Source organism: Rhodococcus sp. NPDC055024, assembly GCF_053608585.1.
In genome coordinates this window covers 41650-58021 of record NZ_JBSGVT010000012.1, presented here as the reverse complement: position 1 = coordinate 58021, position 16372 = coordinate 41650, and the positions used below count along the sequence as shown (strand labels likewise).

General features: G+C 61.8%; 12 protein-coding genes and 1 tRNA gene. 11 read left to right on the top strand and 2 right to left on the bottom strand.

Features of this window, described 5'->3' with window-relative positions:
• Window positions 1-13 precede the first annotated feature (13 nt).
• Together glmU and ACWF6P_RS23180 are read right to left on the bottom strand one after the other, a co-directional pair.
• Window positions 14-1465, bottom strand: coding sequence for a bifunctional UDP-N-acetylglucosamine diphosphorylase/glucosamine-1-phosphate N-acetyltransferase GlmU (gene glmU, locus ACWF6P_RS23185; protein ID WP_452622664.1), 1452 nt, complete (start codon window positions 1463-1465; stop codon window positions 14-16).
• Window positions 1466-1543: 78 nt separating this feature from the next.
• A tRNA-Gln gene (locus ACWF6P_RS23180) sits at window positions 1544-1614 on the bottom strand.
• Window positions 1615-1768: 154 nt separating this feature from the next.
• On the opposite strand from ACWF6P_RS23180, the gene ACWF6P_RS23175 reads away from it, so the two are divergent.
• The 11 genes from ACWF6P_RS23175 (at window position 1769) to ACWF6P_RS23125 (ending at window position 16354) form a co-directional block, all read left to right on the top strand.
• Window positions 1769-2422 carry a TetR/AcrR family transcriptional regulator gene (locus ACWF6P_RS23175; protein WP_095972137.1) on the top strand — a complete coding sequence of 218 codons (654 nt, stop codon included), beginning with the start codon at window positions 1769-1771 and terminating at the stop codon, window positions 2420-2422.
• A gap of 189 nt (window positions 2423-2611) precedes the next feature.
• Window positions 2612-3253, top strand: a complete 642-nt coding sequence (locus ACWF6P_RS23170) for a ScbR family autoregulator-binding transcription factor (RefSeq protein WP_003946317.1) — start codon at window positions 2612-2614, stop codon at window positions 3251-3253.
• Between the two features lie 286 nt (window positions 3254-3539).
• Window positions 3540-3986, top strand: a complete 447-nt coding sequence (locus tag ACWF6P_RS23165; protein ID WP_452622663.1) for a holo-ACP synthase — start codon at window positions 3540-3542, stop codon at window positions 3984-3986.
• Entirely contained in the window at window positions 3979-4221 is a 243-nt protein-coding gene (locus ACWF6P_RS23160) for an acyl carrier protein (RefSeq protein ID WP_283301892.1), read from the top strand. The genes ACWF6P_RS23165 and ACWF6P_RS23160 overlap by 8 nt, the downstream gene beginning before the upstream one ends.
• Window positions 4218-5408 (top strand): acyl-CoA dehydrogenase family protein, encoded by a 1191-nt coding sequence (locus ACWF6P_RS23155; protein WP_452622662.1) that lies wholly within the window; start codon window positions 4218-4220, stop codon window positions 5406-5408. The genes ACWF6P_RS23160 and ACWF6P_RS23155 overlap by 4 nt, the downstream gene beginning before the upstream one ends.
• Window positions 5405-6361 carry an amino acid--[acyl-carrier-protein] ligase gene (locus ACWF6P_RS23150; RefSeq protein WP_452622661.1) on the top strand — a complete coding sequence of 319 codons (957 nt, stop codon included), beginning with the start codon at window positions 5405-5407 and terminating at the stop codon, window positions 6359-6361. The genes ACWF6P_RS23155 and ACWF6P_RS23150 overlap by 4 nt, the downstream gene beginning before the upstream one ends.
• Window positions 6361-7347, top strand: a complete 987-nt coding sequence (locus tag ACWF6P_RS23145) for a DUF1839 family protein (protein WP_378446494.1) — start codon at window positions 6361-6363, stop codon at window positions 7345-7347. The genes ACWF6P_RS23150 and ACWF6P_RS23145 overlap by 1 nt, the downstream gene beginning before the upstream one ends.
• 2 nt (window positions 7348-7349) lie before the next feature.
• Window positions 7350-9953 (top strand): glycosyl hydrolase 2 galactose-binding domain-containing protein, encoded by a 2604-nt coding sequence (locus ACWF6P_RS23140; protein ID WP_452622660.1) that lies wholly within the window; start codon window positions 7350-7352, stop codon window positions 9951-9953.
• A 128-nt stretch (window positions 9954-10081) separates the two neighbouring features.
• Complete coding sequence (gene mfd / locus ACWF6P_RS23135) at window positions 10082-13708, top strand: transcription-repair coupling factor (protein ID WP_452622659.1); 3627 nt, start codon at window positions 10082-10084, stop codon at window positions 13706-13708.
• A 7-nt stretch (window positions 13709-13715) separates the two neighbouring features.
• Entirely contained in the window at window positions 13716-14552 is an 837-nt protein-coding gene (locus tag ACWF6P_RS23130; RefSeq protein WP_452622658.1) for a MazG family protein, read from the top strand.
• A 320-nt stretch (window positions 14553-14872) separates the two neighbouring features.
• The gene (locus ACWF6P_RS23125; RefSeq protein ID WP_452622657.1) at window positions 14873-16354 is read left to right on the top strand and encodes a sugar transferase; all 1482 of its coding nucleotides are present in this window, start codon (window positions 14873-14875) and stop codon (window positions 16352-16354) included.
• Window positions 16355-16372 lie beyond the last annotated feature (18 nt).

Sequence of the window (16372 nt, the reverse complement as noted above, 5' to 3'; positions counted from 1 at the left end):
TGTGCAGGGGCTGTCAGGTTGTTGCAGGGCTGTCAGGTTGCGCAGCCGCTGCAGCGGCGTCGGCTGCAGGGGTTCCGGGTCGATTTTTCTGGACCCAACCCTCGATGTTGCGCTGCGCTCCACCCGAGACGGCAAGCGCCCCAGGCGGTACGTCGTTCTTCAAGACCGTGCCGGCACCCGTGTAAGCACCGTCTCCCACGACGAGAGGGGCGACGAACATGGTGTCGGAGCCTGTTCGTACGTGCGACCCCACCACAGTACGGCTCTTGTTCACCCCGTCGTAATTGACGAAGACGCTCGAAGCCCCGATGTTGCTGTGATGGCCGATGGTGGCGTCGCCGACGTAGGTAAGATGCGGAATCTTCGAATGTTCGCCGATGTCGGCGTTCTTGGTTTCCACGTAGGCGCCGATCTTGCCGTGGTCACCGAGACGGGTGTTCGGCCGGAGGTAGGCGAACGGCCCGACGTTTGCGTCCGCGCCGATCACGGAGTCGGTCCCGTGCGAGCGGACGACCACCGCGCGCTCCCCGACGCTGACATTGTCCAAGGTGGTGTCCGGGCCGATCACGGCGTCTTCGCCCACCGATGTCGTGCCGGTCAACTGAACTCCCGGCAGGAGCGTCACGTCCTGTGCGATTCGCACGTCACAATCGATCCACGTGCTCGCGGGATCAACGACGGTGACGCCGGCACGCATCCACGTCTCGAGGATTCGACGGTTCATCTCGCGGGCAAGTGTCGAGAGCTGCACGCGGTCGTTGGCGCCCGCGACGAGAACCGAATCCGCGATGTGCTGCGCACGAACACGCTTGCCCGCCCGACGGGCGATCATGATCACATCGGTGAGATAGAACTCGTGCTGTGCGTTGTTGGAGTCGAGAGACGCCAGCGCGTCACGCAGAGTCTCGAAGTCGAAGGCGTAGACACCTGAATTGACCTCGGTGATCGAGCGCTGCGAATCGGTGGCTTCCTTCTCCTCGACGATGGCGTTGACCTCGCCGTCCGTCGTACGAAGGATCCGACCGTAGCCGGTGGGGTCGAGCGCCGTCGACGTCAACACCGTGACCGCGGCCGCAGGGGCGGCGGTGTGCTGAGCGAGGAGGTCTGCGATGGTCTTGCCGTCGAGCAGGGGCACGTCGGCGGCTGTGACGAGTACGGTTCCGGCGAAGTCGGCCGGCAGACCCTCGAGTCCGCAACTGACGGCGTGCCCGGTGCCCTTCTGCTCGTCCTGAACGGCGACGGTGACAGGGCGGCCCAGTTCGCCGGCGACTGCGCTGACCGCTTCGGTGACACGCTCACGATCGTGACCGACGACGGTCACCAGGTGCGTGGGGTTCAGTGCGGTTGCCGCGTGAAGCGAATGTGCCAGCATGCTGCGTCCGGCGAGAGTGTGGAGGACCTTGGGAGTCTTCGACTTCATTCGTGTACCGGCACCCGCTGCGAGAACGATCACGGCGGTCTGCACTGGTTTGAGCTCCCTCTGTCGATCAAACTGTCGATCAAGACATGCATTTTCGCTCGGAAAACGCATGTTGTTCACCAGCTCCGCCGCCAGGACTCGAACCTGAACTATCTGAACCAAAATCAGAGGTGCTGCCATTACACCACGGCGGATTGCCACGCATTGCCGAGCCTTGCGGCCGAACGCGCGAAAGAATAATCGCATGCCGACCCGTCGTAGGTCGAACCGCTCCTCCGATTTGGCCCCCGAAGTCCCGATAGGCTGAGCGTCCACAGCAGTAATTTGTGTGTCGGCGAGAGGAAGACAATGGCGACGGTGTCCGGTTCGGGTGGCGGGGATCCAGTTCCCGAACGAGCGACACGGATCCGGATGACCGGTACCCAACGTCGGCAACAACTGATCGAGATCGGGCGGGCACTGTTCGCCGAACGGGGATACGAGGCGACCTCGATCGAGGAGATCGCCCAGCGAGCGAACGTGTCCAAGCCGGTCGTGTACGAGCACTTCGGCGGCAAGGAGGGGCTGTACGCCGTCGTAGTGGACCGGGAGATGTCGCGGCTTCTCGAAATGATCACTTCGTCGCTCTCTCAAAATCGCTCGAGAGTTCGAGTCGAGCGGGTTGCGTTGGCTTTGCTCACCTACGTGGAAGAGCACACTGACGGATTTCGGATACTCGTGCGCGATTCGTCCGTTGTCGCTCCGAGTGGGACGTATTCGAGCTTGCTCAACGACGCGATCAGTCAGGTGGGCTACCTGCTGGCCGGGGACTTCTCCAGACGTGGTTTCGACCCCGGACTAGCAACGATGTACGCCCAGGCGCTCGTCGGCATGGTGTCCACGACGGCTACGTGGTGGCTCGACGAACGGACTCCGTCGAAGGAAGTCGTCGCGGCTCACCTCGTGAATTTGTGCTGGAATGGCCTGACGAATCTGGAAGCCGACCCACAATTGGAGGGTTAACCAGGCGCGCCTGCCACGCAGAGATGGATCGCGGTCTAAGCTGTGTTCGCTGTATCACGATCGTTTGATGGGCAAATGTCTCATTTGTTTGCAGGGTGGGTTGAATGCCGAACCGTGCCTTCCATTTTGACGCTGTGAACGGGTAAGACCAAGGATTCGTTCGATGTGTGGTGATTGGAGGCCGGATCGATGGTGAGGCAAGAGCGGGCAGAAGCCACCCGTGATTCGGTGCTGCGCGGAGCAGCGGGGGTGTTCTTGCGCCTGGGCTATGCCAATGCCAGCTTGAGCGAGATCATCGCCGAATCACAGGTGACTAAAGGTGCCCTGTACTTCCATTTCGGGTCCAAGGAAGAACTCGCGCGCGCGGTGATCGACGAGGGTTCGGCACGTTTCGACGCGAAATGTGAACTCTGGTTGGACCGTCGCACTCCCGCACTCGAGTCGTTGATCGGTATCTCGTCCGTCATCGTCGACATCGGTGCGCACGACGCAATGGTTCGTGCGACCTTCCGCTTGCTGGTCGAGATCGGGGACTATCGGGGATCCGGGCCGGCAACGCTGGACGTCTGGCTCGACATTTACCGCGAACTTGCCAGCCGCGCGGCCGACGAAGGTGATCTGCGTTCGGACGCGGATTCTGCCGATATCGCTCGTTTCCTGTTGGAAGTGGCGTCCGGAGTTCGGCTGATGGCAGCGGCGACCGGGACTGTTCGTGAGCTTTCGGACTCGATGAAGGCATCGTGGAACCTGATACTTCCGATCGTGGTCCCGGAATCCAAAGTGGAGTACTTCAGACAATTCGCAGCGCGACGTCTCGCCAGCGATCACTGAAAGCACGAGCTCTCCGCACGCTCCTTTGATCAATTTGTTGGAAATGTCCTGGTAGGGAGATTGTTCTCTTTGTTCTGCATTCGAAACAAACTGAGAGTATGTTTATAGTGTTGATGGGAATCTGGAAGTCCGATCTTGCCGACTATCTTCGGATTGCGGTATGTTCTACCGGTAGCTGAAGAATTGCTGAGTATGCAGGTTTGTCAGGGCAGGGTGACGGCGTCGGCGCACCGGGCAGCATAGGGGGCTGCCCGGCGTGTACGACCCCAAAGGGGGGAGTCAGAAGATGGGTGACACTGCACCGACGCCGATGCTCGACATCGGTCCGCGGATCGGCTGTGACGTCGTGAACGTGGTGGATGTCACTCGAAGTATCGACCTCTTCGGGCGGAGGTATCTCGATCGGACCTTCACTCCTCATGAATTGCAGACGTGCGCCGGGCCGGCGCGGGATCAACGACTGGCTGCGCGTTTCGCGGCCAAAGAGGCCGTTGTGAAGGTGCTCAGGCCGGGTGACGTTCCCGTTCCGTGGACATCCATCGAAATCACTCGGGCCGAGTGGGGTGGTTGTGGGGTGACTCTGTCCGGCAATGCCGCGGAACTCGCGCGGGCCCAGGATCTGCACGACTTTCAAGTATCTATCTCGCACGAAGCGGACGTGGCCATCGCAATGGTGATCGCAACGCGCTCGGGCGCTCGCATCGAAAAGAAGGACGACATCGCTGATGATTGATCAGGCAATTCGGAAAGTGCTCGTCGAGCACGGTCGGCTGGCAGTCGACGTGAGCACGATCGACGGAGAGGCCGATCTTTACGAGTTGGGGTTGACATCGCACGCGAGCGTGAATGTCATGTTGGCGCTGGAGGATTCGTTCGACATCGAGTTTCCGGACGAATTGTTGCGGAAGAGTACTTTCGCGAGCGTCAAGGCGATCGAGGGTGCGTTGGCAGAGTTGGGTGCTGCATGAACGCTCCGCAATCGCAGTGCTCCACCGGGACGGCTCTCGAGCGGGCCGTACGGTTAGCCGACGAAGTTGCAGCGGTGTGGGCCGACGAAGTTGATGCGGAGGCACGGTTTCCGCGTGAAGCCGTCGACGCCATGCGAAGCGAAAGGCTGCTGTCCGTCGCGGTACCGAGGGAACTCGGCGGCGAAGGGCTCTCGCTGCAGGAGGTGTCGCAGATCGCCCGCGTGATCGGAACACGCTGTGCAGCAAGCGGAATGATTTTTGCGATGCATCAGACGCAGATCTACTCGCTGGTCAAGCATGGCAATACCGAAGCGCTCCGCGCGTTCGTCGAAGAAACTGTCGACAAGCAATTGCTGTTGGCATCGGCGACTACCGAGCTGGGAATCGGTGGTGACGTCAGCCGGAGTTACTGCGCCGTAGAAGATTTGGGTGGTCATCTACTACTGATCAAGAATGCGCCCGTCATTTCGTACGGTGAGCATTCCGACGCGATAGTCGTGACGGCTCGACGAACGCCGGAGAGCCAGCCCAACGATCAGGTTCTCGTGGTGTGTCGCACCCCAGACCTGACGCTCGAACGCACCACCGAGTGGAACACGCTGGGGCTGAGGGGAACTTGCAGCCTGGGTTACATCCTTCGGGCCACCTCGACACCCGAGATGGTCGCCGACGTACCGTATTCCGATATCTCCACCCATACGATGCTCCCGGTCTCGCACGTCGTCTGGAGTTCGGTGTGGTTGGGAATTGCCGACGCGGCAGTCGAGAAGGCGCGCAAGTACGTGCGTGCCGCCGCCCGCAAGCAGCCCGGAGTCACTTCGCCCGGAGCGCTGCGTCTCGCCGAAGTTGCTGCTTCGGCACAACAATTCGCCGATCTCGTGGACGCTTCTGCGCGTAGGTACGACCGCGCAGTCCACGCTGAGGAAGGCGCTGCCGATTTCGAGGCGACGGGCGCGGTGGGTTTTTCGCTCGCGATGAACAATCTGAAGGTCACTACCTCCACCGCGGTGGTGGAAATCGTGGGGCAGACAATGTTGATCTGCGGAATCTCCGGATATCGCGAGGACACCGAATTCTCGCTCGGCCGCCACCTTCGTGATGCGCACGGCGCAGCGGTGATGGTGAACAACGATCGAATCATGGCAGGTTCAGCTCACATGGCTATCGGATACCGGGGAACGCTATGACAACCGAGACTGTGACAACCGAAACAGCGACAACCGAAACCGATCTGGATCGGGCTCGAGCTGCATTTCAACGCGAACTGCTTGTCGAAGGGCTTCTCGTAGAGACGGAAGTACCGGGACTCTACGGGCGTTCCGGTGTGTTCGAGGACATCGTCGACGGCATTGATCGCGTCGTGGTTGCAGCGGGGCCAGGCGCAGCTGCGACCCGCCTGCGGTTCCCGCCGGTGTTCCCGCGGAGCAGTTTCGAGCGCACCGACTACATCGCTTCGTTTCCCAACCTTACCGGCGCCATCAACACCTTCGCCGGTTCCAATCGCGATCACGCGCGACTGCTGGCCGATCGCGCCGATGGGCAATCGTGGGATCGCCATCTCGAACCGACCGAGACCATGCTCGTGTCCGCTGCGTGCCATCCCGCCTATGCGCGGTATACCGGAGTTCTCCCCGAAGGTGGGGTACTGCTGGACATCTACGGTTTTTGCTTCCGGCACGAACCGGCGATCGACCCGGCTCGTATGCAAGCGTTTCGGATGCACGAGTTCGTGACGATCGGTGATGCCGCAGCAGCGCGAGCGCATCGCGAGCACTGGATCGAGCGGGGACTCGAGGTGCTCGGCCTGCTCGAGCTCGACGCCACCCCGGTGATCGCCAATGATCCCTTCTTCGGGCGCGCCGGAAAGATGCTTGCAGCTAACCAGCGTGAAGAGAATCTCAAGACGGAACTGACGGTTCGGCTCTACGGAGATCTCGACGAGGGCACGGCCATCGTGTCCTCGAACAACCATCTCGACCATTTCGGTGTCAACTTCGACATCCGGACAGCGGAGGGCGAGGTGGCGCACAGCTCGTGCGTCGGCTTCGGGATGGAGCGAATAGCGTTGTCCCTGTTGCGGACTCATGGTCTTGATGTGGCTACGTGGCCAACTTCCGTTCGTGAGCGAATGGGCATCTGATGTCACGTCTCGTCGATATTTCACCTGATCGCTACCGGCCACACGCGTTGCACCAGGACGACCGGGTGTGGGCGCAGACCAACTGCTACACGGATCTGTGGATCGAAGTGTTGCATTCGCTGGGATTGGACCCCGTCCCGGCATTGGCGTGTGCCTTCTCGTCGCGGTTCGACGGGACTCAGTGGACGTTCCTCAAGCTCAAGGCGGAGGACATCTACGCGCTGTACGGAATCGAAGTCGCCGAGATGAACGTCTGGCGGGCACCGCTGATCCATGTCGAGGACAACCTCGCGGTCGGGATGCTGTCGACGGTCGAGGTGGACGGATACTGGCTTCCCGACACTCTCGGAACGAGTTATCACGAGGGGCACACCAAAACTACGATCGTGCCCAATCGGATCGATCGCGTCGCCGGCGAACTCGAGTACTTCCACAACAGCGGGTACTACATGTTGCGAGGTGAGGACTTTTCCGGCGTTTTCGACCTCGATCGTTCCTCACTTCCTTCGTTCGTGCCCTACGTCGAGCAGATCCGGCTCAATCCGGTTCACGCGACCAACGCCGGAAACATCGCCGAAGTGGCTCGGCGGAATGTAGCGGTTCGAGCGGCGGGTAATCCCGTACGAGAGTTGGGCCGCAGGGTGATCGACGACCTCGAATGGGTGCAGGGGGCGGGCATGGATGCTTATCACCTCTGGTCCTTCGGGCTACTTCGTCAGTGCGGTGCCAGCGCGGAGCTGGCGGCCGACGCCAGCGAGTTTTTGGAGACTGCAGGTTTCTCCGGGATAGTCGAGGCTGCGCCGGATTTCCGCAAAGTGGCGTCCGGGGCGAAGAGCGTGCAGTTTCAGATGGCACGCGCCGCCAGGGGTCGCGCGGTCGACCCACGTGAGCAACTCGACGAGATGGCCGTGTCGTGGAAGAGGGCGATGGACGTCGTTGCCGACACAGTCGGCGTCGACTCGCATCGACACCTGAGGTTGGTCTAACAGTGCCTCGCTCGTCAGCAGACCTGCTGGCCGGCGCGATATGGCGATGCGCTGCAACCGAACCCGGGTCCGTGACCGCTCCGGATGCCCTCGAAACCGCGGCCGAGTGGATGACAGCGCCCGTGCCGGGAACAGCCGCCGGCGCGTTGCGTGAGGCGCAATCCGATGCCGGACGCGCAAAGCCTGGTGCAGCATCGTCTGTTTCAGCGTCGTCTGTTTCAGCCTCGGACTGGTGGTTCGTGACTACCGTGGCTACGACCGGTGAGGGGTCGTGGCTGCTCCAGTTCGACGGTGTGACGGCGTTTGCCGACGTCTGGATCGACGGCGTCCTCGTCGCGTCCACTCAATCCATGTTCACGCCTGGGGAAGTGAGCATTCCGGCCGGAGTCGGCGCAGGCAAACGTGTCCAGGTGGCTGTTCATTTTCATTCCCTCTCCGCGACTTTGAGATCGAGGCGCCCACGAGGGCGTTGGCGCTCGTCGATGGTCCGCGAACAGGGTCTTCGGTGGATCCGAACCACGATGCTCGGTATGGCTCCCGTATTCAGTGGTGTGCCGGTGCCAGTGGGTCCGTGGCGAGGTATCCGGTTGTTGGACAGGGGAGTTGCGGCCGTCGTCTCTGCTGTCAAGCACGCGAGTATCCACGGCACAACAGGTCGCGTTGCCGTCAGTGCTCGGCTCACCGGATTGCCGGTCGCGCTGGAGTACGTCACCGTACGCGTCGGCGAACACTCGGAACAATTCGCTACGGCTACCGGGCCGGACGGATTCCTCGAGGTGTCCGGCATCGTCGAAGTGCCGGACGCGCAGTTGTGGTGGCCGCACACTCATGGCGCCCCGCGCACTTATCCGGTGACGATAGAAACGGACGGAGTCTCCGAGCACCTCGGTTCGGTTGGCTTCCGGACGGTGGAAGTCGACAGATCCGATGGTGGATTCCGTTTGAATGTCAACGGCATCCGGGTGTACTGCCGTGGTTCTGTGTGGGTGCCGACCGACCCGATTTCGCTTCAAGGCGACGCCGACACCACACTTGTGTTGGTACGGCTGGCCGAGGCCGGTCTGAACATGATTCGAATCCCGGGAACGATGGTCTACGAGAGCGACCACTTCTGGGACGAATGCGCGCGTCTGGGCATTCTGGTGTGGCAGGACATGATGTTGGCGACGCTTGATCCGCCTGATACCGACGAATTCTTCGAACTTGTTGCCGCCGAGGTCACCGCGTTCCTGCGCAGGGTGCGTGGAAATCCAGCATTGGCAGTCTTCTGCGGGGGCAGCGAGACCGAACAGCAGCCGACCATGCTGGGGTTGGTCGATCAAAACATCCCGCTCATTCATTCGAGACTGCCGGAGCTGATCTCCACGGTGGCACCTGAACTCGAGTACGTGACGTCGTCCCCCTCAGCGCCTCGCGGGGGAGAGCAATTGGCAACGCACGTCGGAAGTGGGGTCGCTCACTACTTCGGGGTCGGTGCCTATCGCCGTCCACTGGCCGACGTGCTCAGCGCGCGAGTACGTTTTGCGACCGAATCACTGGCATTTTCGATTCCACCGTCGAATGCCGTGATCGAGAACGAATTCGGTTCACTCGCCGTCGCCGGGCACCATCCGGCATGGAAAGCTGCGGTGCCGCGGGACAACGGATCGTCGTGGGATTTCGAGGATGTTCGTGATCACTATGTCCACACCCTGTTCGGCGAAGATCCTCGTGAAGTCAGGTGGTCCGACCCGGAACGCTATCTCGACCTGGGGCGTGCAGCTGTATGTGAGGCGTTCGCATCGACGCTCGGCTACTGGCGTCGCCCGGACTCCCGGTGCGACGGCGCCTTGACACTCGCACTGCGAGACTTGGAGCCGGGACCGGGATGGGGTGTCCTCGATTGGAGCGGGAGCCCCAAGGCTCCGTGGTTCGTGCTCCGTCGGAGCGCCAAACCGATCACGCTCCTTGTCACGGACGACGGTATGGACGGATTGAGGCTCGACGCGATCAACGAGACAGCCAATCCTGTCGTCGGCGAGATCAGGTTTCGAGCACACAGTCGGTCAGGTGTCGTCCCGGTCGATGTCGCGTTACCTGTCAAGGTGGACGCGCATTCAAGTCTGACCTGGTCCGTGGACAGTCTTGTCGGCCGTTTCACCGACCTCACCCACGTCTTTCGGTTCGGGGCGCGGACGTACGACGCCGTCACTGTCACACTCGAAGACGAGGACGGCGAGATGGTGGACGAAGTGGTTCATCTCCTGGGGGGTCCGGCGCGGCCCCTCGAGCGGTCGGTCGGACTTGTCGCTACTGCTCGCAGCGTCGGCCGACCTTCAGGCCTCGCGAATGAGGAGTGGGTCGTCGACGTCACGACGGATGCTGCCGCCCAATACGTAGCCCTCGAACTGCAGGGCTTCGAGCCCGAAGACTCCTGGTTCCACCTCGCGCCGAACGGTCGCAGGACTGTACGTCTACGGAGAACCGGCCAGGCAACGAAGGTGATCGGCCGGGTCCGGGCGCTCAACTCTCACACCAGCGTGGCCGTCACACCGCCGAGCGCACCGGCCACGCAATCTTCACCGGCCAAGCGGACGTCGAAGAAGACAAGTGCTAAGGGAAACTGAACGGATCGGACTGCGCTTCGAGATCGCGCACCGATAGAATCGAACCGGCGCATAACTCTGCATCGGTGGGGATCTTGCGCTCGGGCTGTGCGTCCGCAACCCGTCATCACTGTTCAGGAGCGCGTTCGTTGACTTCCTTGTCCTCTGCCCAGACTGCGCTCGCTGGACTCGCCGAGGTCGCCCTCGCAGACGCCGCGTTCACTTCAGTGATCGACTCCATCGGCGCGGCCGCTCTGGACATCGTGGCGCCGAAGCCGGCTCGGCCCTTCATCGCTGCTGCTCTTGCCGCTCGGACGCCAGTGCTGCTGGTGACGGCCACCGGTCGCGAAGCCGACGACCTGACGTCAGAACTCACCGAGATGCTCGGTGGAGGTGTCGCGCAGTTCCCGTCGTGGGAAACATTGCCGCACGAGCGACTGTCGCCGAGCGCGGATACCGTCGGTCGACGGGTGGAGGTACTGCGCAGACTCGCCAGACCAGACGACGCCTCGTACGGTTCGCCTCTTCGGGTGATCGTCACCACGGTGCGCTCTCTCGTTCAGCCGATGGCACCAGGTCTGGGCGAGATCGAGCCGATAACGTTGCGCGTCGGCACCGAGATCGATTTCGATTCCGTTCTCGTACGTCTGGTCGAGATGGCGTACAGCCGTGTCGACATGGTGGGAAAGCGTGGTGAGTTTGCGGTCCGCGGCGGCATTCTCGACCTGTTCTCGCCGACGGCGGATCATCCGGTACGCATCGAATTCTGGGGTGACGAGGTATCGGAGCTGCGGTACTTCTCGGTTGCCGATCAGCGTTCGCTACCGGACGTCGACGTCGATTCCGTGATCGCGCCGCCGTGTCGTGAGCTGATTCTGACAGCTGATGTTCGCGATCGAGCTGCGGCACTCGCTGCTGAAAATCAGGCTGACGCGTCGTTGGTCGAGATGCTGGACAAGATCTCCGCAGGCATCCCCGTCGAAGGAATGGAAGCTCTGCTCCCGGTTCTCAAACCTGGTGAACTGCAACTACTTTCCGATGTCCTTCCCGTGGGGGCGCACATCCTTCTGTGTGATCCGGAGAAGGTGCGCACCCGCGCCACCGACCTGGTGCGCACCGGCCAGGAATTCTTGGAAGCGTCGTGGACGGCGGCGTCGATCGGCGGCGCGGCACCGCTCGACACGTCGATCCTCAACGGCGGGGGAGTCGATCTCGGCGCCTCCGCGTACCGGTCGCTTCGTCATGTTCGCGAATCTGCCGAGGCTGCCGGTCGACCCTGGTGGACGGTCAGCCCGCTGGCGTCGGGAAATGGTGAAGAACTCGAACTCCCGGTTCAGGCGGCACCGCAGGTACGTGGTTCCGACGACTTGTTGGCCGAGCTGTTCGTCAGCCTCCGGGCCCACGTGAGTACGGGCGGTCGCGCGGCGATCGTGGTGGCAGGTGCCGGAACGGCAAGCCGCGTCGTGGAGCGACTCGGTGAAGCCGAAGTGCCCGCCAAGATGCTCGACGCCGGCGCTACCCCCGCCCGTGGACAGGTCGCGGTGCTCCGCGGATCGCTGCATGACGGCTTGGTACTCGCCGGCGACGACTCGACGCCCGGGATGGTGATCGTCACAGAGTCCGATCTGACCGGCAACCGTGTTGCCGCGGTCGGCGACGGAAAGCGCTTACCGGCCAAGCGCCGCAATCAGGTCGATCCCCTCGCGCTGTCGGCAGGGGACATGGTCGTGCACGATCAGCACGGTATCGGCCGGTTCGTCGAGATGGTCGAACGCACCATCGGCGGGGCGCGTCGTGAATACCTGGTCATCGAGTACGCTCCGAGCAAGCGTGGTCACCCGGGTGATCGTCTGTTCGTCCCGATGGAATCGCTCGATCAACTCTCCCGGTACGTCGGTGGAGAGTTGCCGGCGCTGAGCAAGCTCGGTGGATCCGACTGGGCAAACACCAAGCGCAAGGCCCGCAAGGCGGTTCGTGAGATCGCGGGCGAGTTGGTTCAGCTCTACGCGGCGCGTCAGGCGGCCCCCGGGCATGCGTTCGGCCCGGACACGCCGTGGCAGAAGGAACTCGAAGACGCATTCGCGTTCACCGAGACCATCGACCAGTTGACCGTCATCAGCGAGGTCAAGGCCGACATGGAGAAGCCGGTTCCGATGGACAGGGTGGTGATCGGCGACGTCGGTTACGGCAAGACGGAGATCGCCGTCCGCGCCGCGTTCAAGGCAGTACAGGACGGCAAGCAGGTGGCGGTGCTGGTGCCCACGACTTTGCTTGCACAGCAACATCTTCAGACGTTCACCGAACGAATGGCGTCGTTCCCGGTGAAGGTACGAGGGCTGTCCCGTTTCACCGATGCCAAGGACTCGAAGGAAATCATCGCAGGCATGGCCGAAGGTGAGATCGACATCGTCGTCGGTACCCACCGGTTGCTGCAGACCGGTATCCGCTGGAAGGACCTCGGGCTTGTGATCGTCGACGAGGAACAGCGATTCGGAGTCGAGCACAAGGAACACATCAAGGCACTACGCACCCACGTCGACGTCTTGACGATGTCGGCTACCCCTATCCCTCGTACTCTCGAGATGAGCATGGCCGGGATCCGCGAGATGTCCACGATCCTCACGCCGCCGGAAGAACGTCATCCGATCCTCACCTACGTCGGTGCGTATGCGGACAAGCAAGTCGCCGCGGCCATCCGGCGTGAACTTCTGCGCGATGGCCAAGTTTTCTACGTGCACAACCGCGTCAGCTCGATCGACAAGGCAGCCAAGAAGATCCGCGAACTCGTTCCGGAGGCTCGCGTCGTCGTGGCACACGGTCAGATGAACGAGGACACTCTCGAAAAGACCGTGCAGGGCTTCTGGGAGCGCGACTACGACGTGTTGGTCTGTACCACGATCATCGAAACCGGTCTCGACATCTCGAACGCGAACACGCTGATCGTCGAACGTGCGGATTCACTGGGGCTTTCGCAATTGCATCAGCTGCGCGGACGGGTCGGGCGTAGTCGCGAACGCGGATATGCCTATTTCCTGTATCCGGCCGAAAAGCCTTTGACGGAAACGGCGTACGACCGACTGGCAACGATCTCGCAGAACTCCGACCTCGGCGCAGGTATGGCAGTCGCGATGAAGGACCTCGAAATTCGTGGAGCCGGAAACGTCCTCGGCGCCGAGCAGTCCGGCCACGTGGCAGGCGTCGGGTTCGATCTGTACGTGAGGCTAGTGGGAGAGGCAGTCGAAGCCTTCCGGGCGGCAGCAGACGGCAAACCGATCACGATGGACGAGGGCACCAAGGAAGTCCGGATCGACCTGCCGGTGGACGCGCACATCCCGCCCGACTACGTCACCAGTGACAGACTCAGGTTGGAGGGGTACCGCAAGCTCGCGGCCGCGACGGATTCTGACGGTATCGCTGCCGTCGTCGAAGAACTGGTCGATCGTTACGGCCCACTGCCCGAAGAGGTTCGACGACTGATCTCGGTCGCCAAACTTCGACTGCTCTGCCGCGAGTACCAACTGGAGGAAGTCGCCGTCACCGGAACTCAGCTCAAGATCTCGCCTATGGCACTGCCGGATTCCAAACAGATCAGGCTCAAGAGGATCTATCCGAGCGCGCAGTACCGGGCAACGACTGGGCTCGTGCAACTCCCGCTGCCACGTACCGGCGGAGTCGGCTCGGATCGCCTCCGCGACGTCGAGCTGCTGCAGTACATCGCAGACTTCATCCTGGCGATAGACGGGCGAGCTGCGGGCGCCGTCCTTGTCGAGGCGTGAGCGCACGGTGAACGAATCGCCCGTCGTCATACTGCTCGATCCATTGCGACCGCACGTCTTTCCGCTTGCGGCACTGCCGTTCTTGTCCGGCGTGCTCGACATCGACCCCGACGTTCCCGAGTCGGTTCGCAGTGCACTGCCGATCCCGACACCCGGTGCCGCTGTGACTGTGAAGATGGACACCCCAGGTCAGAGAATCGAGTCGTTGATCGCTTCCGAGGTGAGGGTGATTCGCGCCGAACCCGTTCACGGCGATCGACTGGTGGAAGCGGCGTCGATCATGGACCGATTGTGGAATCGAGGCGGGTGGGAGTCGACTCAAACACACGAGAGCCTCTCGGTTTACCTCGTCGAGGAGACCTACGAGGTGCTGGACGCGATTCGAAGTGACGACGAGAGCGATCTCCGGGAGGAACTCGGCGACCTGTTGCTCCAGGTGTTGTTCCACTCGCGGATTGCTCAATCACACGGCGTTTTCGAATTGGATGACGTGGCCGGCGCTTTGATCGCGAAACTTGTCCATCGGAGCCCACACCTGGTCAGTTCAGGGGTGGTCGACATCGCCGAGCAGGAGCGCGCGTGGGACGCCTTGAAAGCTGCCGAGAAGGCGCGAGCGTCGTCCATGGACGGCATCGCACGGTCGCAACCGCCTTTGCTCCTCGCCGAGAAAGTGCTGAGCAGGGCTGCCAAAGCGGGTGTGATCGAGAGCACCGATGAAACTGATCTGGAAGCCCTGATCGATAGATGTCGACGCGCCGACACCGAACTGCTGAGCGCCCTGGACATGCTGATGACCGACATTCGGACACGTGAGGGACGACGTCTCGAAAACGTGGAAGATTAGCCCACTTTGACGTATTTGCCCGGTAATCACCTGGCAACCGGGAAATAGCTTGGGTTCGGTGAGTGCAGTTGAAACAAACCTAAGGTATGTTTACGTACGGAATGAGCAACAAGGGGTCGTTTTGTCGCACGAATCGGCCCTTGATCGGCGGTTATGTAGGGGGTCCGATGAGAGTTCATTTCTGCACTGCGAGCGGCGAGGTACGGCAACCGGCGGGGTGTTGCCGTTCCTGGAAGCTCGAGGTGGCTACCGATCAGCGACCCGCTGAAGCTGTACGGACCCATTGAAGCCGTTCGAATGACAAGAAAGACTGATGGCAAATGAGCGTTCATGCTGAGGTGGGGACCCGGTCGGCAACATTGAAGGATTCCGCTGATGTCGGCACCGACTGGCGTCGTGCGTACAGGAAACGGATCGCCGTGAGCGATTCGATCACGGTTCTGTTCGTGATCGCACTCGCTCAGATCGGCAGTATGTGGCCACATCCCATCGAGTGGCTGACACCACTCAAGGTGATCGCGTCTGCAGCGCTGGGAGGGCTGTGGATGATCGCGCTCGCACGCGGACGCAGCCGTCATCAGTCGATGCTGGGAGAGGGCAGTGACGAGTACGAGAAGGTGCTGCTCGCTACCGGTCAGGTCTTCGGAGTGGGTGCATTGGCCGGGATCATTCTCGGCGTAGGAATCGCGCGTAGCTATCTCATGATCGCATTGCCCGTCGGGCTCGCTGCGCTACTACTCGGGCGTTATCTCTGGCGACGCGACATCCGAAAGAAGCGTGCAATCGGGGATTGCCGCAACTCGGTGCTGTTGGTCGGTGGACACGCGTCCGTCGTTGCTACTACGCGAGCCTTCGTGCGGGATTCCTCGGCAGGTTACGACGTTGTGGGAGCGTGCATTCCGCGTCGGGCGACCGCGTTGGACGATCACATCGTCGTCGACGGCGCAGCAGTCCCGGTATTGGGTAACGAGTTCGCGGTGGTCGAGGCGATGCGCGCAAGCGGCGCAGACACCGTCATCGTCACCGGGACCGAAGACCTCGGGCAGGTGGGCATTCGCAAGCTGATGTGGGACCTCGAAGCCGAGGGTGTCGACATGGTGGTTTCGCCGGTCGTGGCTGATGTGTCGAAGGCTCGCTTGATGTTTCGCCCAGCGGCGGGACTCCCGTTGATTCACGTTGCGCGACCGCGGTACCAGGGCGCTAACCGGCTTGCGCCCGCTGTTTTCGACGCGGCGTTCTCGATGATGATGATCCTCCTCGTGGCGCCGCTCATGATCGCCGCTGCCGCTGCAGTCAAGTTCACGTCCAAAGGTCCGGTGTTCTATAAGGCGGAACGCATCGGCCTCAACGGGAAACCGTTCCCCATGTTCAAGTTTCGTACCATGGTGGAAGGTGCCGATCAGCAAGTTGTCGATCTGATGGGGGACAACGAAGGCGCGGGCGGCGTGTTGTTCAAGATGCGTGAGGATCCACGAATCACGTCCGTCGGCAAGATTCTTCGTAGATTGAGCATCGACGAGCTACCACAGTTCTTCAACGTCATTCGCGGAGAGATGAGCGTTGTCGGTCCGCGGCCGCCGTTGCGGCGCGAGGTCGAGATGTACGACGACGAGGTTGCCCGGCGCCTGCTGGTCAAACCCGGCATCACCGGTCTCTGGCAGGTCAGTGGACGCAGTGACCTCTCGTGGGAAGAATCTGTTCGACTGGACTCGTCTTACGTGGAGAATTGGTCTGCGGCGCAGAATATCTCGATCATCACCAAGACCGTATCCGCAGTGCTCAGGAGCGACGGAGCGTACTGACCGGCCAGAGGCGGTCAG

Excerpts from the sequence above, each read along its gene's own strand:
- ACWF6P_RS23175 (WP_095972137.1), top strand. The coding sequence starts at position 1,769 with ATGGCGACGGTGTCCGGTTCGGGTGGCGGGGATCCAGTTCCCGAACGA.
- ACWF6P_RS23170 (WP_003946317.1), top strand. The coding sequence starts at position 2,612 with ATGGTGAGGCAAGAGCGGGCAGAAGCCACCCGTGATTCGGTGCTGCGC.
- ACWF6P_RS23165 (WP_452622663.1), top strand. The coding sequence starts at position 3,540 with ATGGGTGACACTGCACCGACGCCGATGCTCGACATCGGTCCGCGGATC.
- ACWF6P_RS23160 (WP_283301892.1), top strand. The coding sequence starts at position 3,979 with ATGATTGATCAGGCAATTCGGAAAGTGCTCGTCGAGCACGGTCGGCTG.
- ACWF6P_RS23155 (WP_452622662.1), top strand. The coding sequence starts at position 4,218 with ATGAACGCTCCGCAATCGCAGTGCTCCACCGGGACGGCTCTCGAGCGG.
- ACWF6P_RS23150 (WP_452622661.1), top strand. The coding sequence starts at position 5,405 with ATGACAACCGAGACTGTGACAACCGAAACAGCGACAACCGAAACCGAT.
- ACWF6P_RS23145 (WP_378446494.1), top strand. The coding sequence starts at position 6,361 with ATGTCACGTCTCGTCGATATTTCACCTGATCGCTACCGGCCACACGCG.
- ACWF6P_RS23125 (WP_452622657.1), top strand. The coding sequence starts at position 14,873 with ATGAGCGTTCATGCTGAGGTGGGGACCCGGTCGGCAACATTGAAGGAT.